The 26,259-nt window shown below is 35.6% G+C and carries 29 protein-coding genes and 1 CRISPR repeat array; of the genes, 9 read left to right on the plus strand and 20 right to left on the minus strand.

The genetic code is table 11. The features are described 5' to 3' along the window. The first annotated feature begins 36 nt into the window (after positions 1–36). Positions 37–3,802: a CRISPR direct-repeat array (repeat unit 30 nt; unit sequence CTTAACTCACTACCTCATAGGTATTCTGAC). A gap of 112 nt (positions 3,803–3,914) precedes the next feature. The 5 genes from AABK36_RS24990 (at position 3,915) to AABK36_RS25010 (ending at position 7,507) form a co-directional block, all read left to right on the plus strand. Then, a complete protein-coding gene (locus tag AABK36_RS24990) occupies positions 3,915–4,427 on the plus strand; it encodes a CRISPR-associated protein Cas4 (protein WP_309943156.1) in 513 nt (170 codons plus the stop codon). A 2-nt stretch (positions 4,428–4,429) separates the two neighbouring features. Then, positions 4,430–5,434 (plus strand): type I-B CRISPR-associated endonuclease Cas1b, encoded by a 1,005-nt coding sequence (cas1b, locus tag AABK36_RS24995; RefSeq protein ID WP_309943158.1) that lies wholly within the window; start codon positions 4,430–4,432, stop codon positions 5,432–5,434. A gap of 72 nt (positions 5,435–5,506) precedes the next feature. Continuing rightward, positions 5,507–5,770: a CRISPR-associated endonuclease Cas2 gene (cas2, locus tag AABK36_RS25000; RefSeq protein WP_309943159.1), complete on the plus strand. Its 264-nt coding sequence runs from the start codon at positions 5,507–5,509 to the stop codon at positions 5,768–5,770. Positions 5,771–5,880: 110 nt separating this feature from the next. Further along, positions 5,881–6,639, plus strand: coding sequence for a ParA family protein (locus AABK36_RS25005; RefSeq protein WP_309943161.1), 759 nt, complete (start codon positions 5,881–5,883; stop codon positions 6,637–6,639). Beyond that, on the plus strand, positions 6,620–7,507 hold the full coding sequence (locus tag AABK36_RS25010; RefSeq protein ID WP_309943162.1) for a ParB N-terminal domain-containing protein: 888 nt from the start codon (positions 6,620–6,622) through the stop codon (positions 7,505–7,507). The genes AABK36_RS25005 and AABK36_RS25010 overlap by 20 nt, the downstream gene beginning before the upstream one ends. A gap of 60 nt (positions 7,508–7,567) precedes the next feature. Here AABK36_RS25010 and AABK36_RS25015 read toward each other — a convergent pair whose 3' ends face one another. The 20 genes from AABK36_RS25015 to AABK36_RS25110 form a co-directional block, all read right to left on the minus strand. Further along, the gene (locus AABK36_RS25015) at positions 7,568–7,837 is read right to left on the minus strand and encodes a hypothetical protein (RefSeq protein ID WP_309943164.1); all 270 of its coding nucleotides are present in this window, start codon (positions 7,835–7,837) and stop codon (positions 7,568–7,570) included. A 140-nt stretch (positions 7,838–7,977) separates the two neighbouring features. Then, positions 7,978–8,838 carry a hypothetical protein gene (locus AABK36_RS25020; RefSeq protein ID WP_309943166.1) on the minus strand — a complete coding sequence of 287 codons (861 nt, stop codon included), beginning with the start codon at positions 8,836–8,838 and terminating at the stop codon, positions 7,978–7,980. A gap of 11 nt (positions 8,839–8,849) precedes the next feature. Next, positions 8,850–9,401: a hypothetical protein gene (locus AABK36_RS25025; protein WP_309943167.1), complete on the minus strand. Its 552-nt coding sequence runs from the start codon at positions 9,399–9,401 to the stop codon at positions 8,850–8,852. Beyond that, positions 9,398–9,814 carry a DUF5675 family protein gene (locus tag AABK36_RS25030; protein ID WP_309943169.1) on the minus strand — a complete coding sequence of 139 codons (417 nt, stop codon included), beginning with the start codon at positions 9,812–9,814 and terminating at the stop codon, positions 9,398–9,400. Before AABK36_RS25030 ends, AABK36_RS25025 begins: the two co-directional genes overlap by 4 nt. 35 nt (positions 9,815–9,849) lie before the next feature. Beyond that, positions 9,850–11,373 carry a collagen-like triple helix repeat-containing protein gene (locus AABK36_RS25035; protein WP_309943171.1) on the minus strand — a complete coding sequence of 508 codons (1,524 nt, stop codon included), beginning with the start codon at positions 11,371–11,373 and terminating at the stop codon, positions 9,850–9,852. A gap of 66 nt (positions 11,374–11,439) precedes the next feature. Further along, positions 11,440–11,901 (minus strand): collagen-like triple helix repeat-containing protein, encoded by a 462-nt coding sequence (locus AABK36_RS25040; protein WP_309943173.1) that lies wholly within the window; start codon positions 11,899–11,901, stop codon positions 11,440–11,442. A 13-nt stretch (positions 11,902–11,914) separates the two neighbouring features. Then, positions 11,915–12,343 carry a collagen-like triple helix repeat-containing protein gene (locus AABK36_RS25045; RefSeq protein ID WP_309943174.1) on the minus strand — a complete coding sequence of 143 codons (429 nt, stop codon included), beginning with the start codon at positions 12,341–12,343 and terminating at the stop codon, positions 11,915–11,917. Beyond that, the gene (locus tag AABK36_RS25050) at positions 12,344–12,799 is read right to left on the minus strand and encodes a collagen-like triple helix repeat-containing protein (RefSeq protein ID WP_309943176.1); all 456 of its coding nucleotides are present in this window, start codon (positions 12,797–12,799) and stop codon (positions 12,344–12,346) included. It lies immediately after the preceding gene. Between the two features lie 4 nt (positions 12,800–12,803). Continuing rightward, positions 12,804–13,724, minus strand: a complete 921-nt coding sequence (locus tag AABK36_RS25055; RefSeq protein ID WP_309943178.1) for a tail fiber domain-containing protein — start codon at positions 13,722–13,724, stop codon at positions 12,804–12,806. A 20-nt stretch (positions 13,725–13,744) separates the two neighbouring features. Next, a complete protein-coding gene (locus AABK36_RS25060) occupies positions 13,745–14,302 on the minus strand; it encodes a hypothetical protein (protein ID WP_309943179.1) in 558 nt (185 codons plus the stop codon). A gap of 6 nt (positions 14,303–14,308) precedes the next feature. Further along, positions 14,309–16,558, minus strand: coding sequence for a hypothetical protein (locus AABK36_RS25065; protein ID WP_309943180.1), 2,250 nt, complete (start codon positions 16,556–16,558; stop codon positions 14,309–14,311). Positions 16,559–16,565: 7 nt separating this feature from the next. Then, positions 16,566–16,892 carry a hypothetical protein gene (locus AABK36_RS25070; RefSeq protein WP_309943182.1) on the minus strand — a complete coding sequence of 109 codons (327 nt, stop codon included), beginning with the start codon at positions 16,890–16,892 and terminating at the stop codon, positions 16,566–16,568. 139 nt (positions 16,893–17,031) lie between these two features. Further along, positions 17,032–17,331: a hypothetical protein gene (locus AABK36_RS25075; protein ID WP_309943184.1), complete on the minus strand. Its 300-nt coding sequence runs from the start codon at positions 17,329–17,331 to the stop codon at positions 17,032–17,034. Positions 17,332–17,340: 9 nt separating this feature from the next. Then, positions 17,341–18,435 (minus strand): hypothetical protein, encoded by a 1,095-nt coding sequence (locus tag AABK36_RS25080; protein ID WP_309943186.1) that lies wholly within the window; start codon positions 18,433–18,435, stop codon positions 17,341–17,343. A gap of 6 nt (positions 18,436–18,441) precedes the next feature. Beyond that, positions 18,442–18,987, minus strand: a complete 546-nt coding sequence (locus AABK36_RS25085) for a DUF6046 domain-containing protein (RefSeq protein WP_309943189.1) — start codon at positions 18,985–18,987, stop codon at positions 18,442–18,444. Positions 18,988–19,015: 28 nt separating this feature from the next. After that, entirely contained in the window at positions 19,016–19,645 is a 630-nt protein-coding gene (locus tag AABK36_RS25090) for a hypothetical protein (protein ID WP_309943190.1), read from the minus strand. 247 nt (positions 19,646–19,892) lie between these two features. Further along, positions 19,893–20,198 (minus strand): hypothetical protein, encoded by a 306-nt coding sequence (locus AABK36_RS25095; protein ID WP_309943192.1) that lies wholly within the window; start codon positions 20,196–20,198, stop codon positions 19,893–19,895. Positions 20,199–20,264: 66 nt separating this feature from the next. After that, complete coding sequence (locus AABK36_RS25100) at positions 20,265–20,687, minus strand: hypothetical protein (protein ID WP_309943195.1); 423 nt, start codon at positions 20,685–20,687, stop codon at positions 20,265–20,267. 66 nt (positions 20,688–20,753) lie between these two features. After that, complete coding sequence (locus AABK36_RS25105) at positions 20,754–21,959, minus strand: DUF2586 family protein (protein ID WP_309943198.1); 1,206 nt, start codon at positions 21,957–21,959, stop codon at positions 20,754–20,756. A gap of 33 nt (positions 21,960–21,992) precedes the next feature. Continuing rightward, positions 21,993–23,186 carry a DUF2586 family protein gene (locus tag AABK36_RS25110; RefSeq protein WP_309943201.1) on the minus strand — a complete coding sequence of 398 codons (1,194 nt, stop codon included), beginning with the start codon at positions 23,184–23,186 and terminating at the stop codon, positions 21,993–21,995. Between the two features lie 451 nt (positions 23,187–23,637). Between AABK36_RS25110 and AABK36_RS25115 the strand changes: the two genes are divergently transcribed. From AABK36_RS25115 to AABK36_RS25130, 4 genes are read left to right on the plus strand one after another with little or no spacing between them, the layout of a single operon-like run. Further along, positions 23,638–24,303: a hypothetical protein gene (locus tag AABK36_RS25115; RefSeq protein WP_309943203.1), complete on the plus strand. Its 666-nt coding sequence runs from the start codon at positions 23,638–23,640 to the stop codon at positions 24,301–24,303. A gap of 54 nt (positions 24,304–24,357) precedes the next feature. Further along, on the plus strand, positions 24,358–25,377 hold the full coding sequence (locus AABK36_RS25120) for a leucine-rich repeat domain-containing protein (RefSeq protein WP_309943204.1): 1,020 nt from the start codon (positions 24,358–24,360) through the stop codon (positions 25,375–25,377). A gap of 11 nt (positions 25,378–25,388) precedes the next feature. Further along, the gene (locus AABK36_RS25125) at positions 25,389–25,823 is read left to right on the plus strand and encodes a hypothetical protein (RefSeq protein ID WP_309943206.1); all 435 of its coding nucleotides are present in this window, start codon (positions 25,389–25,391) and stop codon (positions 25,821–25,823) included. Further along, positions 25,820–26,056 (plus strand): hypothetical protein, encoded by a 237-nt coding sequence (locus AABK36_RS25130; protein WP_309943208.1) that lies wholly within the window; start codon positions 25,820–25,822, stop codon positions 26,054–26,056. Before AABK36_RS25125 ends, AABK36_RS25130 begins: the two co-directional genes overlap by 4 nt. Positions 26,057–26,259 lie beyond the last annotated feature (203 nt).

A 26,259-nucleotide genomic window follows, 5' to 3' on the forward strand; every position in this document is an offset into this window, starting at 1 on the left:
CGAAAGGAATAGACTTATACATTCGGCAACTTCAAGCTTAACTCACTACCTCATAGGTATTCTGACTTGATTTATAATCCAGAATTCAGAAGTTTATCCATACTTAACTCACTACCTCATAGGTATTCTGACGTTGATCCAGATTGATTGATGAGCAATACATCTAACTTAACTCACTACCTCATAGGTATTCTGACGGCAATAAAAAAACTTTCCTCGTAAGCTAAGGTTTCCTTAACTCACTACCTCATAGGTATTCTGACAAACCATTCATTTCTATTAGTAAATGTCGCTGTATACTTAACTCACTACCTCATAGGTATTCTGACATATATTGAATCAATTGGTGTTGCTGTTGGTTTCCACTTAACTCACTACCTCATAGGTATTCTGACTGATTAAAAGTATCTTGTTCAGTTACTTGTTCAAGCTTAACTCACTACCTCATAGGTATTCTGACTCGCTAATGACAACCCAATTTGATGTTTGATTTAACTTAACTCACTACCTCATAGGTATTCTGACGGCAATTGTGGCTGTTGTTGGGGTGATTGTGTTATCTTAACTCACTACCTCATAGGTATTCTGACGTTTGATTATTCGCAACAAGTTCATGGTGTTCAAATCTTAACTCACTACCTCATAGGTATTCTGACAACAAAATCGAAAAATAACCTACTTCTTGGATCATCTTAACTCACTACCTCATAGGTATTCTGACTTAGCTATTATGATTACTTTGATTTGGGTACAATTCTCTTAACTCACTACCTCATAGGTATTCTGACAAAGCTATGGGAGGTAAAGCAAAAGTAAAAGAATTGCTTAACTCACTACCTCATAGGTATTCTGACCAAATTTGGTAAGCGAAGGGCAAATGGTAAGGCGTGCTTAACTCACTACCTCATAGGTATTCTGACATCTCTATCATATCGGCATATCCGGGTCGGCTCCACTTAACTCACTACCTCATAGGTATTCTGACTGCTCTACGTTCCACATCTCAATAATAGCAGATTCACTTAACTCACTACCTCATAGGTATTCTGACGCTAGGAATATGGGCACATGGTCATATAATGATACTCTTAACTCACTACCTCATAGGTATTCTGACACAATATTAATAAATGACTCATCCAACGTTCTCATTCTTAACTCACTACCTCATAGGTATTCTGACTTTTTTATGAGAAGAGCAGCGAGAACAGATGATAACCTTAACTCACTACCTCATAGGTATTCTGACAATATAAACGAATTTTCCGCTTTTGGTCTCTACATCTTAACTCACTACCTCATAGGTATTCTGACGATAAAATGGTTTCTGTTCCACGTGATTTGATTGCTCTTAACTCACTACCTCATAGGTATTCTGACATTCCAAAAGCAGTTGATACAATATATTCTGCGTCCTTAACTCACTACCTCATAGGTATTCTGACCCAATAAGTGAATCATCAACCACGTTAAATATTTCCTTAACTCACTACCTCATAGGTATTCTGACCCGATTGTTTGATTGCTATCAATAATAGAACCATTTCTTAACTCACTACCTCATAGGTATTCTGACAATATTGAACAGCCAAAAGACAAAGGAATAAAACTTTCTTAACTCACTACCTCATAGGTATTCTGACTGTATTTTGGACCGACGGAATAGGGACGCCGTTTACCTTAACTCACTACCTCATAGGTATTCTGACTGGAGATTCAAAATACTTCCATTAGGAATAGCCAGCTTAACTCACTACCTCATAGGTATTCTGACAATTTTTGAATCTCTATGTTCTTTGAAAACACATGCTTAACTCACTACCTCATAGGTATTCTGACACCATTCCACCTAAACCAAATATCAACGGCCCTGCCTTAACTCACTACCTCATAGGTATTCTGACAAAAATGAACCTATTGCATCTTTTGCTCTTTGTTCACTTAACTCACTACCTCATAGGTATTCTGACAGAACAACAGTACCAATTATCTTAAACGGATATTGCCTTAACTCACTACCTCATAGGTATTCTGACTGAGGTATATATGACTAATCAAGTGCATTTAGACGACTTAACTCACTACCTCATAGGTATTCTGACAATCCAGTTGGACCAGCTTGGCCTTCATTCGATTCCTTAACTCACTACCTCATAGGTATTCTGACATGGGTAATTAGTGCTTGGTCCATCTGTATTTGGTGCTTAACTCACTACCTCATAGGTATTCTGACTCCAATGCTCTGACCGTAATGCGGCCTGTTGTGCTCTTAACTCACTACCTCATAGGTATTCTGACTTATCAGTTTCATTTATTTTAACATTGGTATCTGACTTAACTCACTACCTCATAGGTATTCTGACCCGGATAGTTCTGTTATAGATTCTAATTTTGTATTCTTAACTCACTACCTCATAGGTATTCTGACTTGGTTGCTAAGATAGGAGGCGCTTCGTTGATTCTTCTTAACTCACTACCTCATAGGTATTCTGACGTTGCTACTAGCAATCCATTTGTGAGTTGCTTGTCCTTAACTCACTACCTCATAGGTATTCTGACGCGACAGTGGATTTATCATCTCTTACGGCTGAAACACTTAACTCACTACCTCATAGGTATTCTGACGCGACAGTGGATTTATCATCTCTTACGGCTGAAACACTTAACTCACTACCTCATAGGTATTCTGACAGCGGTGGGAATACTCCAAGAATCCATTTTGTCGCCTTAACTCACTACCTCATAGGTATTCTGACCTGAATTCACGAGGAGTGGAAGCTCCTATAAACTTACTTAACTCACTACCTCATAGGTATTCTGACATGTACATCAGAGAAGTAAAATTTGAGGTTTCTAACTTAACTCACTACCTCATAGGTATTCTGACATCAATTTGGGTATGCGTACCATTGATATTTTCGACTTAACTCACTACCTCATAGGTATTCTGACGACTGGATCAGCATCTCCTCGATCGTGTGGTCCGACTTAACTCACTACCTCATAGGTATTCTGACTTTTAATATGGATTATATAAAAACAAGTATTCTAACTTAACTCACTACCTCATAGGTATTCTGACATTACTGAAGCCGATGTTTTAAGTCTTATTACAAGCTTAACTCTCTACCTCATAGGTATTCTGACCGATTACATTAAATTTAGATTATTATGAAAAACACACTTAACTCACTACCTCATAGGTATTCTGACCAGCCAGTACGAATATTAGAGGAAAATGGACTGTTCTTAACTCACTACCTCATAGGTATTCTGACACCATTCCACCTAAACCAAATATCAACGGCCCTGCCTTAACTCACTACCTCATAGGTATTCTGACAAATCATCCATTACAATCTTTTCGAACTCTCTTGCTCTTAACTCTATACCTCATAGGTATTCTGACTGTTCAATCAAGTACTGGAACATGTCCCAGAAGACACTTAACTCTCTACCTCATAGGTATTCTGACCCGGATGAGAACATTGTCGGCAATGAGTCGTATTTTCTTAACTCTCTACCTCATAGGTATTCTGACTCTTTGTTCCATTCATCAGTTAGCGGAATGTCTTGCTTAACTCTCTACCTCATAGGTATTCTGATTTGGACTTGACCGCTCTTTCCAGTTTTTTTAATTCTCTTAACTTTTTACCTCATAGGTATTCTGACGTCAATAAAGCCTTCCTTAGTCAATAACTTAAGCACCTTAACTCACTACCTCATAGGTATTCTGACAGTGTTTGATGTGCATCGCTTTTCATTCTGACAACTTAACTCTTTACCTCATAGGTATTCTGACTTAATTATCTAATTATGAGGGAATATACACTCAAGCTTAACTCACTACCTCGCAGGTATCAAATCACTTTTATAGACTCACCAAAATTTAACACCTCAAAATCCCAATTGATATGATACAAATTACAGCTCTTCATGTGCATTATTTGCACATATGCCACCGCAAGCTATGGTTGTTTAGTAATGGAATAGGCATGGAGCATACATCTGATGCTGTTGCTGATGGCACATTATTGCATGATACCGCTTACGCTCATCGTACAAAAAGATATGTGGAATTAGATATTCCCGGTGGTAAAATAGATTATTATGATCCAGCAAATAAAGTCATCCATGAGACTAAGAGATCAGGTAAGATGGAACAAGCCCAGCAAGCTCAGATCAAGTTTTATCTTTATCAGCTTCATGAGCTTGGTATTGTAGCATCAGCGTCTTTAGATTACCCTGAAGAGAGAAAATCTGATAAAATCATATGGCTAGATTCCGATCATAAATTAGTAGATTCTTGGATAAGTCAGGTTCATCAGATAGCTATAGCTGAGATCTCACCACCCAAGAGAGAGCAGAGATTCTGTCAGTCATGCGCATATTATGATTTTTGTTGGTCAGTAGATTTAACATCTTAGGTATGAAAAAGACATATTATCTATTCAATCCAGGAAGATTAAGTCGCAAAGACAATACTCTCAAATTCACCCCAATAGATGAAAATAAAAAAGAAGGGAAGCCAAGGTATTTACCAGTTAATCAAGTTAGCTCATTATTCATATTTGGCAGTCTCGATGCTAATTCCGCTCTTTATAATTTTCTAGCTAAAAATCAGATTACAGCCCATTTTTTTGATTACTATGAGCATTATACGGGTTCTTTTATGCCTAAAGATTATTTATTGGCAGGCAAAGTAATGGTTAACCAAACACTCTATTATCATCATAGCAGCAAGAGAATGAATATCGCTCAATCGATACTCCACGGAGGGGTAAACAATATGCTCCGAAACCTCAAGTATTATCTCAATAGGGATAAGCCTGTAGATAAATATATCCAACAAATTCAGATTTATCAGAGAGATATGGATTCGGCTGCTAACCCACAGCAATTAATGGGGATTGAAGGAAATATAAGACAAGTATATTACGGAGCATTTGACGAAATAGTAAACAATCATAGCATGGCAGGCCGTAGCAAACAGCCACCGCTTAATATCGTCAATGCGCTTATGAGCTTTGGCAATATGATGTGTTATACCCTTTGCTTAGATGCTTTGTATCACACACAACTCAATCCTACCATTAGCTTTCTTCATGAACCGGGTACTAGGCGTTATTCTTTGGCACTCGATTTAGCTGAGATATTCAAGCCCCTTTTGATCGACAGATTGATATTCAGTTTACTTAACAAAGGGCAAATTCAGCAAAAGCACTTTGAGCAGAAAATAGGAGGTTGCTTTTTGAATCCTAAGGGTAAAGAAATATTCATTCAAGCATTTGACAAAAAAGTCAAAGAAACCATCAAGCATAATGCACTTAATAAATCCGTCAGTTACAAGCATCTAGTTAAGCTTGAATGTTACAAGCTTTCTAGACATATAATGGGCATTGATCCATACAAGCCATTCAAAGCTTGGTGGTAGCTAGGCTTAATACTTTCTAGGTACGCTATATTCAAGCGTACCATATTTTATCACTACATCAATTTTATTATTATGTACGTACTATTAATCTATGATATTGGAGTAAAGCGAGTCTCAAGAATGCTAAAACTTTGCAGGGGCTATTTGAACTGGGTTCAAAACTCATCCTTCGAAGGCGAGCTTTCAGAAGTAAAACTCAAAGAACTAAAATCAAAAGCCAAAAAAATAATGAATGAAGACGAGGATAGCCTCTTAATATACACAAGTAGAGATTCCCGTTGGCTCAATCGTGAAACCATTGGAGTTGAAAAAATGCCCATCGACGAGTTTCTTTAAGGATAAATATTTTAGGTTCATATCTTGTTCTAGCTTTATTATCATCTCAATATTTTTTCATTTTCAATTAACCACTATCAATTATCAATTGATAATTATATATTTACCCTATGGCAAAAGTAATCTCCATTATCAACCACAAAGGCGGTGTCGGCAAGACCACCGTTACTGCTAACCTTGGTGCGGCTTTGGCTTTGTCAGGGAAGAAAATACTGCTTATTGACTTTGATCCTCAGGCTAATTTGTCTGATCATTTTGGTATTGAAGAAGATAATGAAGGCGATGTTTCAGCAGTTATCATGCATGCTCACGAACCAATTCCTCATCAGTATGTAGCGTCTAATTTCTCTTTGGATATAATTCCGGGGAATTTAGAACTGTCATTGGCTGAGAAAGAATTTGCAGGCAGAATTTCAGGATTTTCCAAGTGCAAGCAACTCATCGCTCATTTCGAGGCGAATTACGATTATATTTTGATAGATTGCCCACCATCTTTAGGCTTTTTAACCCTTAATGCTCTTAATGCATCTTCGCATGTATTGATTCCAGCCGAAGCGAGCAAGTTTTCAATTAAAGGGTTGCATACCATTCAAAATTTGGTTGAGGAAGTTCGACAAGAAGGCAATCCTAATCTTAAATTGATAGGAATAGTGATCAATAATATGCGAAACTTAAGAGTTTCAAAGCAGATTAGTGAATATCTTAATGAATCTCATTTGACACTTAATACCCAAATTAGAAATTATAAGCATTATATAGAATCTGCTGCGATGAGCCATACTATTTTTGAGCATGGTGAAGCCAAAGCTCCGCAACAAGATTTTTTAGATTTAGTACAAGAGATTCAAAATGAAGAAGTTCACGCTTGATAAAGCATCATTACATACTCAGAAGAGAGATCTATCAAAAATAGCAAAATCCAACGCACAGCTTCAGATTCAAATTGATCCTGAGTTGAAGGCATTTATTCCACCGTTAAAGCCTGATGAGCTTTCACAGCTTGAGCAAAACATTCTCGAAGAAGGAGTTAGAGATCCTTTAATTATTTGGGATACCTCTGAGGGATCATCCTATTTAATTGACGGACATAATAGATATGGAATCATACAAAAGCACAAGCTAGACTTTAAAGTAGAGCGAAAGAATTTTCCAGACAAAGAAGCAGTCAAGGATTGGATGATCAATCTTCAACTAGGAAGAAGAAACCTTACCAAAGAACAATCCGGATATCTGAGAGGTTTGCAATATAACAGAGAGAAAAAGAAAGCTTCAGATACTTTGCTTAAAGGAGCCAATGCTCCGTTCCCTCAAAATGAGGGAGCGGGAGAAACCGCGCAAATTCTAGCCTCTCAACATAAAGTCAGCAGAGCAACTATTGAGCGTGATGCATTATTTGCGAAAGGTTTGGAGTCTATTGGTTCGCAATACCCTGACAAGAAAACATCGATACTATCAGGAGAATTAAAAATCAAAAAATCCGATATCCAGGCCATAGGCCAAGGCAAGAAATCCGTCGATGACATTGTAGGGACACAAAATCTTGAGACTAACCAACAAAGCAACACCGTACAGACTCAATTCATTGCGTCTTCAGATTCACAATATACAGAGGCCCAAATCAAAAAAATTGATGTTGCTAAATCCAAATTGGATATGGCGATCACCCAATTATTAAAAGCCGGATTAGATAAAAAGACCATAAGATCAATATTCTCGGAAGAGTTAAAAAATAAATAACGTTTTATAGCTTTTGTATTCAATAATAAAATTGAATACAAAGGAGCTTTTTTAAGTGGGTTAGATTCTATTGAGTCTTTGTATACTTGGTTTTTTTTCGATTAAATCTTCCAAGTAAAATAGATTTCTTTTTATAATATTTTCAATGGTGTATTCTGAAATAAAGAACTCGTCAAGGCTTAAAATTTTTAATGTATCGTCAAATCTTCTTCTTTTGACTTCAGTCCAATAATAAAATCTTTGGATTAATGCTTTATTTCTTCGTTCAATTAGATCTGAGTTTCTTCCCCTTTGGCAATAAGCTTTGTTTTTTGATATCGCTGTTTTCATAAAAAAATCAAATTTTTGATCAATGTAATTTTATTATTTGCTTAAATAATATATGTATTTATTTTAAAAAAAATAACTTTAAAGGGTACTATATTGTCTATCTATTTATTGATTAGTTTATTTTTTAGGTATTATAGTACTTAACTGTTTACTTTTAATGCGCCATTATTTATATCAATGCTATTTTCTGTAATTTCTATTTTACTGTCTTTTAGAGCTAATGTTAATTTATCTTTTTTGGATTCAATTTTACTACCGCCTTCTATTTGTAACTCTATATGGCTATCGTTAATAGTAAGTTTAGATTTTTCTTTTGTAGCTTCTATTTTATCATGATCGATAATAACGGAAGTTTCATCGGATAAAATCTTGATATTTTTATCTGTTTCGCTTAGTTTGATTATCTGTCCCGTACTATTTTCTGATATTGTTATTTCATTATTAGTAATATTAAGAGTTTTGGTCTCGTTTACTATCGCAGTAAATGTATTTTCCTCGGCGTTTTTTTTTATTGATAAACTAGATTCTCCAGCCCAAATTTTAATTTCACCTCCTGAACGCTCTGTACCAGTAGCTTCTAATAGTAAATTGCCTTCACTCATTTGCATGGCGGTATTAGGAGTATCTCCTATGGAAGGATTAATTATGTTGAATATCTTATCAGCTTTTTCTACCATTCCTATAAATGCAGTAGTAGAGTTGATAAATATCACACAAGCGAAGCTCCCTTTTTTAGGGACCACCATGGTTGTCCCTTTCGCCTGACTTAAAATTTTTTGTTGATTGATATCTTCGCTTACAGAAGGTATTTCATGAGGAATTGGGGACGGGGAAACTTGAAGTTTCACATCGTATATGGTTGGAGATCCATCTATTGGCACAATTGTGCATGTGGATTTGTCTTCCTGAATTTCAGTGACGACACCTACTTTTGCGTAGATCTCTTCCCCTTTTAGGGCCACTTTATCCACAAATTGATGTAATGATTCTAATACCGTCATTTTTCTTTTATCTAAAAAATTTTATATGACATGCTAAGCATGCTGTTTTTGTGTATAGGAGAATAGCCTAAGCCAATTTGATATTTCTTGTATTGTAATGTTGCTTGAGCAAATACATCATTGTTTGTGATACTGCTTCCAAGCCATAGTGATGCTCGAGGCTTTGAAACTTTATAATGATTTATGGTTTGCGTTTTTATGATTTGAGGATTATTGTTAGTATAAGATAAATTCATTCCTAACAATTCGCCTTTCACTCTTGATGAATACCATACAGATGCTGAAGAATCAAAGTAAACCGTTCCTTGATAGGTTTTTATAGTATCTAAACGTTCTTTGTGAACTAATATAGTATCTATATGAAATTCAGGAATTTTAACTTCATGATCTATGATTATGGTATCATTGATATGGACCGTATCATATCTGATCAAAGTATCGGTGGATCTAATTTCTTGAATTGATCTGTTTTTAAACCTGTTGTCAGACCATCTGAAAAAAATGATAATTAGAATCAAGATGGTGGTGAAGGTTATGAAATAGTTTAATGGAGCTTTAATCATAGATACGCATTTATTATGTTGATATTAATATTATCGGGTAGTATTTCCAGCAATTCATTTAATGTTGCTTTGCTGCTTGTTATGTCTTTTATACCGTCCCCATCTATATCTATATGTCTTTGACCTATAGCAATGCACCCTTGCAATTGTCTAGTATAATTTGCAGGATGTATTAGAATATGGCTTCTGTTTGCTACATTAAGAATTTTAAAACATTTGCCGAATTTAGGCGATTGATGTTTTATACCTTTGTATAAGCCCTCTGGAATACAAGAGATATTCCTTTGGTTATTCCTCCAAGGTAGCTCAAGTGTTTTGCAAGTATATTTTAAGTTGTCATTATTAAAAATGAACAAATCTCCATATGTTCCTGCAGGGCTAGTTTCAGTTCTTATGATATCAAGTGTGTACATGTTTGTTTAGGTTTGATGTTGGTTAAAATGTGGTTTTAATTTAATTCATGGTATGTCAAAGTTTTTAAATTGGTAAGACTGAAATATCTATATTGATTTTCGGTATTGTCTACTTCAAGCTGCAATTCGCTTCCTGTGTAGATGAGGCTAACTCTTATGCCATTGACCTCACCCAGAATTATACTACTAGGATGAGAGCTAGAGATATCTCCATTTAATGGATTTCTTAATGTTTCTGTTTGGGTACTAGTAAAAGCATAATCATAATCAGATTTTATAAGTCCGGATATTGATAGGCATATTCCATGCGGGGTAGTTGAACTAAATGTTTTAATGACTTGATTTACTTTTGCTCCAGAGTCTAAATATTGCCATTCAAAATCATTAATATTAGTTGCTTCAGATACTGGTGAGTTTTTAATTACATTGAAATCAATTTTTCCATCGCTATCTACAATGATTTTATCACCATGTCTTAACTTTCCTTTATTCGGCTCCAAGACAATCGCACTGTCAGGTCCGTCTAATGATATAGGCCTATTTCCTGTAACTTTCCCTTCACTATTTATGCCTGTAGAGTAAAGAAAATCATATCTTTGATGATCAGATCGGTAGATTCCTGTAGCCCACTTTACTTCATCATTCACCATATACATGGTGGAAAAAAAGCCTTGATCAATTGCTGATTGAGGTAGATTAATTGCAACTTGATCTGTAAAAATAAAGTTTCCTTCCCCTTGTTTGGAGTTTCTGCTTGGAAATAGCATTCTTCTAAACCATCCTAGATCGCCATCGTCAAATGTATTTAAAGATGAGTCCATCACCAATCTGTTGGTGTTTCCTGCGTCATATTTAAAAATGAAGCGTGATCCATTAGGATCATCTCCAAAGCCAAATCCTGCGTACCTGCTAAATAAAGCCCCCAAATGAGACTCATCAGTAGGGTGATTGAATACTTTGGTGCTCGTTATTAATTCATTAATATTGGTATGCAGGAGGTTTGGAGATGAAGTAGTGTTGCTCAAAGCTTCTTCCAACCCTTCCACATCTTGAATAACATGTGTGTGGTTCGGATCTGTTCCGGATATATCAGGGGCATCAGTGATATTGTCCCAATGCACTGATGATTCTCCGGCAGTAGACAAATTGTTTTTTGTATAATGCTGGGATTGAATCGTTTCTTCCAAATCACTGATATCACTGGATGTATGCTCATGCGTCCTTTCGGCATATGAAGGTGCATTGGTTATGTTATCCCAATGCACTGATGACTTTCCTGCATTTTCTAAATTTGATTTCGTATAGTGATTTTTGGAAATTTCATTATCAAGTCCTATTAGTTCATAAGCATTATGCTGATGTGAGACAGGACTGTATCGTTCATCATGATAATGTTCAGTGTATTCGCCTTTCTCCCCTTTATCTCCCTTCTCTCCTTTCTCTCCTTTATCGCCTTTTTCCCCTTGCGAACCTGCATGACCTCTATATCCTCTAGGACCTCTCATGCCATGGAGACCGTGCAACCCAGGATCACCTTTTTCTGGAATTATATCTGACATATTTATTATTGTTTTATGCTATGGCATTTATGCATAGCCTTATAGAACTTGATATTTTATAGTCTATTATAGAAAGCGACGCCATTGTCCATGATTTTTATCATACATATTCCAGCTTACTATAACTCCTCTTTCAATACGGATTTGATCACCCCCTATTAAATTAACTAAGGCTGTTGGAAAATTTCGTACCTTTTCTAGTTCTTCTTTGATTGAGTGTTCATGAGGAGCGTTATCTTCACTAGGTTTTTCTAATATTTCAATATTGTCAATTGATAATGAAGTCAAGAATTCATATTCTATAGGAGATCGCCCCGGTTCTCCTTTAGGCCCCTGTGGTCCTATTGGCCCTCGAGGTCCTGAAAAGCCAGGATCACCTTTTGGACCTGCAATTCCATTTACGCCTGGAGGGCCTGGTACGCCTGGCGCTCCCGGAGGGCCAGGGTCTCCTTGTGGCCCTACAGGACCTGGCAAGCCTCTTTGGCCATCTCTACCATTTATATATTTATTAATTACTATTACTGCCATGATTTGTGCTTATCTATAATTCTGATAACCGTTGAGTATCTCCATTTTCATCTGTCCATTCCCATTCTTCTATATATCCTTCATTGATGATGATAGAATCTCCACTTGTAAGGTTTAACTTTATTTTATATCCTTCAAGAGAAGTATGGATGAAGTTATGCAGCATCCGACTTTGGTTAGTTGATCCTTTGATACATGCATGAGCTACAGATATTTTTTCTAGTGATACACCAGAGTCTCCTCTTTCACCATGAGGACCTTGATAACCTTGTTGTCCTTTGTCTCCTTTATCTCCTTTTTCTCCTTTAGGTCCATCAGCCCCATCAGCTCCATAATAATCAACACCAGCTTCTCCCTGGAAACCATCAGGTCCCATTGGTCCATCGTATCCTTGCGGGCCGGGAATCCCATCTCTCCATTCTTCAAAAGGTACTGTTTTCATCTATGTAAGATTTGATGTTTTAGACTCAAATATGGGATCTCCAGATGAAGAGATCCATTCTAAAATTTTTCCTTGTTTGATAATGATTCTTTCTCCATTGCGGCATAAGATTTCTGTATTGGTAGTATTGGAACTTAGTAATATCTCTTTGACCGTTTGTTCGCTTTCTTCTTCTGAAGAATATTCAATGGATCGAGCACTTGCTATTTTAATGTTTGAACTGGTAGAATCTCCATCATAACCTGGAGGTCCTATCAACCCTTCTAAGCCAGGATCACCGGGATCACCATCTTCTCCTCTATCGCCTTTTTCACCCCTGTTTCCATTTTTTCCAGGGTAAGATTGCCCAGGTGGGCCGGGAAATCCAGGATACCCTGGCGGACCTGGATATCCTTGAGGACCATCTTCAGCATCTCTTCCGTAATGATAAAATATTTGTTCTATATCTTCTGCCATAGTCTTATTTATTTATGTTTTGCAGATATCTATAATTATCCATAGCGGTATTGAGCTTGTCTATTTTTTTATCTAGTTCAATAATAGCCTCTGAAAGAACCGCTGTGAGCTGTGCGTATTTCACTGATTTGTAGCCGTCAGCGTTTTCTTCCACTAGTTCAGGAAGTACGCCTTCTACCTCTTGAGCTATGAAACCAACATGTTTCTTATCTTTTGCTTCAGTGTCATTTCTCGTATAGCTTACACCATTGAGCTTTTTTATCTTCTCCAGAGCTTCAGTGATTGGAAGAATATTTTCTTTGAATCGAGCATCTGATGAGATTAGAACATCCTGTGTTTCAATAATATCATTTACCGTAAGCTTTTTGTTAACAGTTAAAAGAGAGTTCACATGCATGTCCTTACGTATGTCTCCGTAAATAATGTCAGACAGATTTAGTAATTCAAACTTTTTTAATTGTTCGTTACTGGCAGGATTACCATCTCCCCATAAATTCGCATGTGTGCTTGGGGTGATAAGTGTTGCCACTCGCTCAGAGTAAGGAAGAATAGGATCTTCTGATTTTACACCATTTATTGTTAAGTGTTTGTCAATGTTTGCTTCTGGGCTTGGGGATGATGGATTGATATGCCAAAATACACCATCAGAAATTAAGTTGTTGTTGGCAAATACATCTTTTACAAAAACTGGATTGGAAATCTTGTAAATATTATCTTCGATAATTGCGTAGTTATCGTCAATGATAATTGAATTATGCTCAGTACTTGCTATAGGAGAATTGGCTCCTAACTTCTGCAAGTTACTAAGAGCTTTTGCCATTACCACGCTATTTTCTGTTCCGCTTTTGCTTAGCCATTTGACATCTTCGATGGAAAAAGGATACCCTGCTTGGCCTACGACTATATTTAAATCTAAGTGTTTCATTGTTTTATGCCTTATTAATATTATTCGAAATGAATGACTGATCTTTTACCCGCGATCATTTTTTCTTCTACAATTCGCTGAATCAATGCTTTTATGTCAGCTCTTTCCTTGTATTGATCTTTTATGACGATTTTGGTTGTAACTTCGGTAGGTAACCATTGACTATGATTGTAAATAAATGCTTGAGGTGATCCATTGGGTGAGTTGTGGACATTATGTTCGAATATTTCAAATATTGGATTGTTTATCTCTTCAGGATATGACTCTTGGTTGTAAATGTGATAGTTATTGATCGTTTTCGATACATTAAGGTTTTTTTTATGTCCTAGATCATTGCTGTAAACATTGACACCTTCAGCTTCTACATATTTTGAGAACTTATTTAATATATAGTATCTTATAGCATTTTCTGTAGGGATAAACGTAATATTCTCCTCAAAATCATTGAATAATCCATTTGTCTTTTCAAATAAATCCCACATGGGCTTCAAGCCATTTGTCAGGTAAGCTACTCTTGTAGGCTGTCTTAAAAATGGAGCCATCAGACGCTTGATGAACGTCTCTTTGTTCGTTGTCATAGCAGTCTAAATTAGGTGAACTTTATATTCTTCGCTTATATTATCTTCAATAAACTTGCTGTCAAGCACCGATATATCTTCCAAATTATTGTATTCTACGATATTGGGAGGAGATATTTTATGGGAAATTTTTCGAGATTTGAGTAGATATGATTTATTTTCTGTTCTATCTAATCGATCAGGATAGTTAACGCTGGATAAAGTGCCTCCTTCTACTCCTGCCAATGCTTGAGAGCTGCTATAGAGAATATCTATTGCGTTCAAATTGAAGATATCCAAATTATCATTCTCACTGATTTTTTCAAGCAGATACCTTTCGTATTCATTGACTTTTTCAGTAAAATATACTTTTCGATTTATTCGATTTGTATAAGATTCTAAATCCATTAAATAGAGTTTTTCATAAAAAATTGGATTGTTATTCATATCTATGCCAATTGAAGCTTCTTTATAAACCTGTCGAATTCGATATGTAATAGCTTCTATATTGAATGCAATTTGTATTCCTGAGTAATCATCGATATACTTATATTTAGCTCTATGATATCCCTTTTCATTATTTTGAATGTACTTTGAATTTGCTGCCCTAATATATTGATATATATAAGTATTTAAATGTCCATACATTCCTTTTTCTAGAATAAAATGATGTATGGTGCCATCTTGTGCTTTCAAATATTTTTCATTTTTATCTGAAATAAAGGATTCCATCGTAATGAAAGTTTTACTTTCGTTTGATATGTCATATTTTCGAAACGGTACTAAAAGTTTAAATACATCTTCTTCTGTGATGGTATCGATATTTGGTTTTTCTTTGATAAGGTCATAAGCAATTGCTAGTAAGGTACCATCCTTAATTTCATCAATATAGAATGATGTTATTTTCGTAGGATTTCCTGTAAGGTTATTAACGTTGAAATATCCTACATCAGTTACTGTAACACCATGTTCATAGATATTAACATCAGAAGATGCTCTATATTTATTAATATCAGGTTCGACGACAATTGCCTCAGATTCGGATTTAAGTGTAGAATATAAATTTGAAAAATCTTTTAACCTGTTTAAGTAATTATTTTGATCGAAACTAACGATTTCTAATTCAGGGTCGATAAGCAAATATGACCTGATCTTTTCTTCTACTTCCGAAAGCTTTAGTTTAGACCCTTGTGTTAATCCTGTTACATATTCTCTTACATTTTTACTTACTTTATCTTTAAGAGTATTGATGTCTATAAGATTCTTGAAAAGAGAGTTTACACCAATTTCATAAGAGAAAGTCAAGTCAGTGTTGTCGCTATTTGTTAATGTATTATAAGGTATAAAGGAACTTTCCTCTACAATAATTTCTATATCGATAGCTCCAGATAATGGTCGATAAAACTCTTCTATTTCAACAGATTTTTCAGTTGTATTGCCATCCTCATCAGTGTTAAGTATATTAATATAATATGCTTCATCAAGCACAGGACTTATGATATCTTCAACCTGTTGTAAGGCATCTGTTAATTTAGTTAAGCTTAGAATACCATTGTAAGGCATGTCATTTCTTTGGAACTCATTAAGTTTTTCCTCGATGCGTTCCATAAGGATGTCTCTTGCTGTTTTGTCTTCTTGCAGCGACATCTTAGGATTATAATAGATATCGTATTTTACTTTCACTATGTCAGCGTCATGACTTGTGATACTGGTTTGAATACCAGCAAGTCTAATTTCCTGATCAAAGAAGTTTTTGAAATGATTGAATCCATTTTTCAAACGTTCAATAGCAAGGTATTCTTCCTGTTTGGTTTCATAGTCGGGATCACTTTCCACGGGAGGAATTGGTAAATCAGGATCAAGGTTATTTCGATTTTGACCGGCAATTTTTATTTTGATTAATCCTTCTACTTCTTCTAAGGATACAAATTGAATTACATTATTCCCTTCGCTATCTTTCCAACCATCATATTCAAGTATTTTCTTTTTATACCATTCCAAGCTTCCAATTTTAGAAGCTTTTTCCAAAGCTTCAGCTTTTTTGAAGAAAACTTCCCAAAGTTGTTCATGAGTCCAAATAGCAAAAGCCACTACCCAATAAATCAATTTCCATTCAGCGACTTTGCTTGGCGAGTTGGCTGCTGAAATCAATTCTTGAGAATAGTCTTGGCCTTTGGAGTCTTCAGGACTATAGCCATTGACGAGCATATCCAATTGCTCATTATTTTCCTTGGCGATTATTATTTCATTGTAGATTTCTCTAATATTTCTTGCCATTGTTTTATTAGTTCGTTTTTATAGAAATATTGTTCTCTTTAAATAGCTCTGATGTTGTTAGAGCTTCCTCGTTCAAAATATAGTTTTCTCGTATCTTGATCTCAATTCCATAAGGCAGTCTAGCTGTTAAATAGGTCATTTGTTGAGCTATGGTTTGCTGGCTTAGATCATCAAGCTCTTGATCAAAATTCAGAATATCTTGGTATATTGACTCCTCTTCTAATGCGGGATTGTCTTCCAACAATACAAATGCACCAGTCGGGTCCCCATACTCTTGCTGGGAGATATCGATTAGCGTTTGGTTTTGGAGACTTGTTATTTTTTTGTATTTCATGATATACGAATGTCTAAGTTTTTCTTATCGGGGTCAAATTAGTATCACATCATGCCTAAGATGGCAGTCACCGTACTACATTTGAGCGCACATCATACGCTTTACCAATACTTTGATGTTATTGAATGACAATGGATATTTAATCCTTTCTTGTTGCATGGATTTGAATTTCACCAGTATCAGGCACATTGATTTCATTAACATCATAATTGTCAAACTCCAATTGTATGGTCAGATGCCGTTTGAACTCAGGAGTCCAAAAACCGTATTGAAGCGATCTCAAGTTAGCCCCCAGACTAGGGAATTGGCTATATGACCCATAGTTGGACTGCATGATATTTCGTATATGTCCGTAATCGTTATGGCTTACAACGAAGTCTCCATGTTCGATGAGCAGGTCGCCATTGTCATCGGATAATATGTCTCTGTATTGATTCATAGTCGGTGTCTAGTATAATTTTTGAATTAATTCAATTCCCATGTTTGCTTCTTTGAGCTTCTTGACTATATAGGTCGCCAATTCTTCTATGGCAGCATTCAGTAAGTCTTTTGGTTGATAAGGGAATATATAATCAGTGCTTCTACCTAGCTCCACTTGCTGTCTTATCCCTTCTTTGCCAAGCGTAGTGATGACTGATTCGACCCAATAAGTACCATTATGGTCAGGATACAAATAGTCATCAAGTTCCAATGCGTCGCCATGCTCTACCATAGGAAGTCCGAATAAAGTAATGCTTCCCTTCATACCATCATATTGTTCATTGATAATATGGTTTAATAAGCTGAAGCTGGCTGTGGCTAAGTTATTAGCACCCAATTGATATTCTATTTTCTTGACTTCACCTCCTTTATTGCCGATTTTGAGACTGAAGCCTTTATTTTGTTCATTAGTGACTACCAGTTCGACAATTTTTCGTGAGTCGTGAACTGTTATTAGCTTTGCGTCCATGCTTGCCATATTTTTGTCTCTGGCTATTTTATGGACCTTATTGACCTGAGAAGCGGCAGAGTGGAAGGACAGTTCTCCATTCTTGAAAAATATTTTCATTCCAAATAATTTGGAAATTTGTTTGATTCCATCTTGCGCCGAGCAACCTCTTATTCGCAATTTTCCGGTTGAGAGAACTGGAATAGGCAATGCTTTTGATAAAGGAATAGAGTTGGATGGCAATATTTTTTGAACAAGTTCGGATATATTAGCATTCTCTTTTAATGAAAAACTATCGAATGTGTGTTCTTCCAGCCACTTAATATTGTCTTCGCATTCCAACTCAACAATATCATCCAAATGGATGTGACGAATATAGCCTTTGAACCTTTCAGAGATGTCCGAGTCATAGCCCATTTCTACGACAATCTCCATTCCTTTTTTAAGTATATCTTGTTCATCCAAAGACACTAATCCTTTGCCCCATTTGACTTTTTTTGGCAGTCTTACGGTGCATTTATCCCCTAGTTGATGCATGCTGGATTGGATCTTTATGCTTTCGACTTGATCAAATGAATATTCAGCTATCTTTACCTTGGCTATTGCTTGTTTCATATTTTCTTATTTAAGAGATAGTTCAACAGGCTCGTCGCTAACACAATGCAAAGAGAATGGTTGAATATTTAGAAATCCTTGCTTTTCGGACTGTCCTAAGCTATAGCTTTTGATCACCATGCTAAAAATCTTGAATAGAGCTAAAAATTCGCTTGATACTCTAACGGAGTTATGCGATTGACATAAATGAATGAGCTTCTTGACTTCCTTCAGTGGATAATCGCGATTCTTTCCAAAAATGACCCCCTTGATAGTTATCCCGTAGTCTCCTTCTGATATAAACTCTTTGAATGTCCCTTTCCTTCCTTGGATAGGTGTCATGGAAATATTTTTTTCAGCGTTTAAATCTATTAGAGCAGCATCCAACACGATAGTATTGTTACTGTTCTCAAAGTCTGATATGGTTACGCTTGAAAATACAGGTGTTCCCAAAAGACTGACCCTATTTTCAGAAAATAGATGATCATCAATGATATCTGTTTCAGATCGATATATTTTAGGCTGTATAGATTTTAAGCCTAATTGGTCTAATACAAATTGATATTTACTCATAATTGGTAATAAAAATATTTACTTTACTCTATGCACTCTCCAGCGCTCGTATCAATGCACTTTCCACTTGCGTCTTTATTTCTTCTTGGGTAATTGTCCAACTGCCTTGATGGTTTATATGTATGTTTTCCACGAGTTTTTGGACGATGACTCTGGGTTTTTCAGCATCTTTTTTATGGAGCTGACTATTAGGCTTAGGATCAAATTCTTTCCATAGACTTTGATTGATCGTTTCTATGTTTTGATGATGAAGCCATGAAGAGACTTCGTATTTTTTTCCTTGATCTGTCTGAGAAAAATTATTGACTAATGGATGATGGTCATGATTTCTATTTATGATGTTTTGTATGGATTGATATATGCTTTCAGACCTATGAGTATTTTGAACTACGCCATTGATATCCTTTCCTACAGCATCATTAATTGTTTTGTTTATGTTTGTGAATTGTTGGGAATCGCTTTTTATTTTGTTACTCAAAATGTTATTAATGACCTTGTTTTGAGTTAATGTATGGCTTGAATCGTCAGTATTGACGTAACTTTGAGCTATATGAGTCTTGTCAACATCTGGTAGCACTTTATCATCCCCCATCTTTTGAGGAAAAGATATATTGTCCATGACTTTCCATGAGAATTCATTGAATCCTTTTTTGGCCATATGCTCGTATCTATTTTGAATTGAGCATATAGAGTTTATCCACGAGGATTTTAATATTTTTAGTTCACAAGTTCTCATTTTTGTTCTATACCCTTTTGTTGATTGAGTATCCATACTAATTCATGCCATCGCATGGCAAATTCCTCATCTGAAAGAGCATCGGGATCTATTTTAAAATGAAACCGAAGCATAGCGTTCATTTTTCTCAAATGATCCATATGTGGACCTTCATTGACGACGAATGAATTTAAATTTTTTTTAAAGTGGATTGACGATAGCTTACTAGTGGTTCCAATGATGAACAAGCGCTCATCAAAAGCTCATCCTCTTCCAATATCTTTTTATCTCCTTTTACCCAACAGTTTTTCAATAATAATTCATAGGCGCCTAGAGGATCCATATTCACTTTGCTAAGAAATGCCGATAAGACCTTTCGACTTGGTTTTTTTAGGTAGGCTTTGACACTTTCTTTGTTTTGCGATGAATAGGGCACTTCCAGCTCATAGAGTTCACCGTGTTCCTCTTTTAATATTTCTTGGACCTTGTCTTTCATATTTTTCAAATGTTAACACATGCGACGAAATATTTGCTCTCGACGCATGTGGTTGGCATAGATATTTTATTTCCATTCGATATGAGAAATCAGTAGCTCAAGTGCTGATTCCATTTTCATATCTCCGGTTTTCATTTCTCTTTTATTGGATTTGAACTTGCAGTTTTTCAAAGTATGTGTTTTGATTTCTCCCTGAGATGTTTCATATGCGACAACAATGTCGAACTCAGGAATCTCTTGGAGCCTTCCAGACTCAGATGCATTCATCAATGCTTCTACTTCGTCAACTAATAAGGTGATTGAACCTGTCGCTTCAATTTTGCCATAGCCTCTGGCGACTGGTTGCTCACCCGCTCCATATACATTTTCCATTTCCTGCTTATCTTCATAACTGACAGCAGTAATGCCTGATACTGGGTTTCCTAATATGTTTACGGTAATATCTGACCATGAATAGGTTCTTCCGTTTACTAATGGTGCGAATTTCATTTGTTATTTATTTTATGTTTTCAATGTTGAATGTTCAAGAAATGCGATCTTTCCGAATGTTCTTTTTTATACTCTGGCAGTGAATCCAATATTTACTTTGATGCTTCTAGCTGTTCCTCTAGGGACTAACTTCATCACAACTTCAATATGAGAATCAGAAATAACCTGAAGAGGATCTACCTTGACACCAAACTCACTTAGCTCTCCTTGATTTACCATCCTTTCCAAAGGCTGTTTGCATAAGTTCTCAAAGTGCTTGGCAGCATCCTGAGTCATTCTTCCTGTTTCTGAATCGATATCGAATGGGCTATTCAATTGCGGCAATAAATTACTCCTAATTTCTCTGATAGCCTTTTCGATAGTTCTGTTGTTCTCTATGTATGCGTAATCGTCCAAAGAATCGATACAGGTATGTGAATCATTGAAGTACACTCCGGGGTCGCCGATATGCTGCAATGGAAATATGAACCCTGTACTGTTCAGATTGCTTTTGTCGGTCTTGCTCATCGTTTTGATTGCCTGAAATTCATCGGGATCAGGGTCAGCATTTTCTTTAATGAGTATTTCAGGATTGGATATATGACCGCCTAAGTTGAACTTTTGCACCCATCCAATATTTTCATGAACGGCAGCTGAGCTTAACGCCCCTAGAGCTACCCCTATGCAGCCAATTTTTTCTTTGATCTTTCGAGCGTTTGCATCTTGTCCTATAAGAACGCTGATATATTTTGCCTTTCCTTCTCTTAATAAAGAAGTATTTTCTTCTTTAGGCACAACATAATTTACATTTTGATATAATACAGAAACAGGCTGATTTTTATCTGCTAGATTCGTAGCTTTATTTTGAAGATCCCCGATAAAAGGTTCAGTATTTGACGATACTTCATCATATATACCAATTTGTCTGATTGCACCATTTGCACTTTGTTGAAGTGATTCTACTGAACTGGAATCAGCCGTTGTTTTAATTTCTACCCAAAGAGTTGCACCTGGATTCATGCCAAAAAATTGCTCCACATGATACCATATTGTTTGATCATCTTTTTCATCTACATTTTCATCAAACCCAGAATCCCCTTCAAATCTCTTTTGTTTTTCAATGCCTAGGCGTTCCAATTCTTCTACGGACTTGATCGCTATTGGTGTATCTTCTTTGGTCTTAGAGCCTTTACTATCTAGCCAAAATAGCATGCCGGATACATGGTCTTGCCCAGGCAAAGTTCGTCCAAGTCCTCCAATGGTTTTATTGAATGTGATATTATTTAATTCCATATTTTTAATTTTAAAACAGCTTATTATGAATGATTATTCCGCGTTTGTAGCAAAGCCTATTTTAACATCAATGGACCTGGCTATTCCTCTTGGCACCAGTCTTGTAGATATCACAAGTTCACTAGTTTCCAATACTCTTTGATAAGGATCGATACCTATGGCATAGTCGCTTAGCTCTCCGTCGTTACGCATTTGGTCAAGAGTCTTTTTGACCAAGTTTTCAAAATATTTTACAGTATCAGGAAATAGATATCCTTCTCTATCCACTCTTAGAGGGCTGTTAAGCTGGGGCAGGAGGCTTGTTCTGATATTGCGGATAGCTTTGTCTATTGTTCGGTTATTTTCAATATAAGCGTAATCATCCACCGCTTTGGTTGCTGTATGTGAATCGTTGAAGTATGTCCCTGGGTCGCCTGTGTGCTTGATGGCGAAAATGTATCTGTTTGTGTTCAAATCGTCTAGATCGCTTTTGGTTACTTCATCATATCTATCCCCATTGATAAATCCTGGAACATCATACTCTCCTCCAGCAATGTTGAATTTTTGAACCCATGCGATATTTTCATGAACCAGTGCCTTGCTTAGTGTACCCAATGCTGTGCCTAAACAGCCAACGGGTAGGTTATTATCCTTTAGATTGGTTTTAATCGCTGAAGCTTGTCCTGTGGCGCTTTCTCCTATCAATACGCTAATATATCTTGATTCCTTTCCACTAAGATCACTCAATTGGCTTAGTGTTCCAGTGAACTTTCCTTGAATCATCATAGATAACGGTGCATGCTCTTCTGTGTTTAATGTCTTAGTTAATGATTGCAAGCTGGGCCAAGCGATTTGGGTATGAGAACCTGGATCTGTTTCTCCTAAATCGATTTCTGGATCGTAAACTCCTAATTGTCTAAGTTTGCGACCGGATTTAAATTGCAATTCTTTGATTTCTGAATAATCAGTTGATCTATCTCCACTTGCAACATATTTGACAAATAATTTTCCAGAAGGGTTCATTCTAAAAAATTCACTGACATGATAGTAAAGAATGTTCTTCGCATTCGATTCTCCGCTATTAGAATATGGAGTAAACTTAGGGGATAGCTCTTCTATAGATGATATTTCCTCTTCTCCACTTGTATCTTGTTCGTAAAATAGCATGCCACTGACATGATCTTCACTAGGAGACACTCTCCCCAGACCTCCAATGGTCCTGTCGAATGTTACGTCATTTAACGACATATATCTTTTATTTTGGGGTTAAAAAAATGTTATAATTACTTTTTATAAGTTCAGTTATGCAATCATGAAATGACCCTTTGCTCATGTATTTTGGCTTTGAAGCTTTCTTCTCTTACTTGATCTTCCATTGCCCTAAACATTCAACCGAAGTCATTTCATGTCCTAAAAAATTTATTTGACTCAGCTCATATTGAGCACTTCTTATTTTTGGGATTCAAAAAATAATCTCAATGAGACAATGCATAGTGTTAGCTGTTCCTAAGTGTTTAAACATTGTCTTCTTTGCAAATTTTACGTTTATTCTTTTTCTAAGCAAATGCTCTTGATCGTCATTGTCTTTTATATTTGAATGACGCTTTAACTTGAGACCGTCATGTTATGCATTGCTTTTTATCTAGATATATTTTTTTGACTTTTGCCTTGAACCTATTTTTTATTTAATTCATTTATTATGTTTGATTATCTTTATCGATTGATTAATAAGATCATCTCCGACTATGTAGAGCAAGAATCTATACCTGCTATTCATTTTGATTTATACAATAATCAAATGCAAAAATTTAACACCGAAGTGGCTAACTTCTCTTGCCCTGCTATTTTATTGGATATACATGATAGCACTTTTACATTTTCGTATGATAAAACCGTATTTTTTGACACTGACTTTTCTTTATTTTTTGTATCGAATATGTCTGCAAACGAATTACCGCCATCCGTTTCCGCTTCTGAGCAATTAAAACTTATAGACATGATAAACTATGAGTTTTCCAAAATCAATCGGCTAAGTTTATCAGATAGTTCGAATGGTTTATGGGAAAACTATAGATATCAATCTATTTTGACTTTGGATGGAGAAGAATTTAAATATGGAGATTTTTGCGTGAGAAAAATTGAATGTGATGGAAAAGTAGACACTGCCAGAACTAAAGATTTTGAATACGATAATTTAAGAATCAATGCGATTAATTACAAGTGCTCGATGAATTTCCTCCCTCCGGAGTACAAATCTGTGGAAATTGAAAATGTAGACTTGAGTATCATAGCTTCAAGTGAAGATTTGAATAAAGACAACCCAACAATCGAAGCGGAGTATTCTTTTTCTCAAGAAAAACTATAATCTTTTTTTTATTGCCATAGCTCTTGAGCTGTGGCTTCATATTTTTATTGTTTTATGGCTAATATCTTCAGTAATCAAGAGGCTCAGTCTCTGTCTTCTAATATTCAAAACCTTTGGAATAAATTATTGACTTCGTCATATAATGAAATAGAACTTCAAAATTGTGGCATTGTATCATTTCCAAATCATTCATTGTCAAAGAACTTTTCTGATTTGAATGTTGTTAATGCTGATGACAATCTAATAAAGGCATTGCCTTCTAGTTTTTTTAATCATAAGAACTTGCGGTCAGCATTTCTTTCCAATAATCAACTAGATGATCTGAGCGCTGACTTTAACAAGTTAACTAAATTGGCTCTTTTGACTTTGGATTCAAATTACATTTCTGACATGTGGCCTTTGGGCTTATGTCGAAACTTGGTGATGTTGAGTCTTAAAGATAATCAAGTTAAAAGTATTCCTTGGTCATTCTCATCACTCGAAAAATTGGAAATATTGTCATTGGATGGCAATAAGATAAGCACTTTACCTGATATTGCTTTTTCAAGTCCTGAGCTTCAAATATTTTCCGCAGCATCCAATCAATTGGAATCAATTTCCAATGCTATCACAAAACTTCGAAAATTAAAAGTTATTATACTTTCTCAAAATGAACTCTCACAATTTCCTTATGCATTAGGTGATATAACTTCTTTAGAACAATTAAATTTAGCTTCCAACAACTTGAAGCAATTGCCTGAAAGCATTGCAAAGCTTGATAATTTGAAATATTTGCATTTGGAGGATAATGAAATACAAAATATACCAACCAATATTCATCAATGCTCAAGTCTTCAATTCATAAATCTGTCTAAAAATGAATTATCTTATTTGCCTAATAAATTTTCCGAATTGAGAAATCTTGAAGTCTTGGTTATGGACGATAATCAATTCACAATTTTTCCTGAACAAGTACTTGAATGTCCTAATCTGAAGATTATTAGCATGAAAAATAATCCTTTTTCTGAGGATTTATTGAAAGAAAATATGCCTGATCGCATATTAGACTCTCATAATATTCAATTGTTTCTTTAAATTTAGTAATTATGAATGGATTAATTTTGAATGACAAATTTAAATTGTTGATAACTCCGATGTCAGCATCTATTCCAGGCCAGGGAAAATTTGTCATTGATAAAAGTGATTTATCAATAGAACCTTCTTCCTCAAACCTGTCGCTTTCAGGTGATCCAGTGATAACGGCGATTAAACAACCCAGTGGTGGTTTGCATGGTGCTATTAATTGCACTGCAGTAGGACCATTGTTGTCAGATACTGAAAATGGCAATAACTTTTCTGACATTATGGGCAACTCTGAGAAAATAACTACAGATAATTCTCCTGTTTTGCTTGATAATATGGCACCGGTGATGTGTTCATGTCAAGGTATGTATACTTTGAATGGGTCAAAAGCACCGTTTAAAGGATCTTGTCAAATTAAAGTATTAGATGCCGGACAAATTAAAGCAAAAGGCTTATGAAAAATAATGAAACCAAGAATTACCTTCAAAGAATGCTCCAAGACTTTCAAACTAAGGAGCCAAACTCTAAGCTTCATATCGCTATGATGGCTTTTTTATTATTCTCAATTCTTACAGTAGTTGATTTATGGTATGAAGACAAGCATATTAATGATAGCATATACATGTCTCTGGTTGGTCTTATATTAGGGTGCTTGGGAGTAAGTGGTTATGAAAGGTCGAAGAAGGAATAATAGCAAGACTAGTGTAAACTCAGAATGGTGAGAATAAAATGCTTTAAAATTGCTAATTGATATGGAAATACAATCATACTAAAAGATTGATTGCAATGAGGAGTTTCCAATTCTATTATTTTTATCTATTGATATTTTCATATTTCATTTTTTTTATAATTAAAATACGTATGATTTCTAATTGACTAAAAATTCATATAATT

It is taken from the genome of Aureibacter tunicatorum, from assembly GCF_036492635.1.
GTDB classification, from domain to species: domain Bacteria; phylum Bacteroidota; class Bacteroidia; order Cytophagales; family Cyclobacteriaceae; genus Aureibacter; species Aureibacter tunicatorum.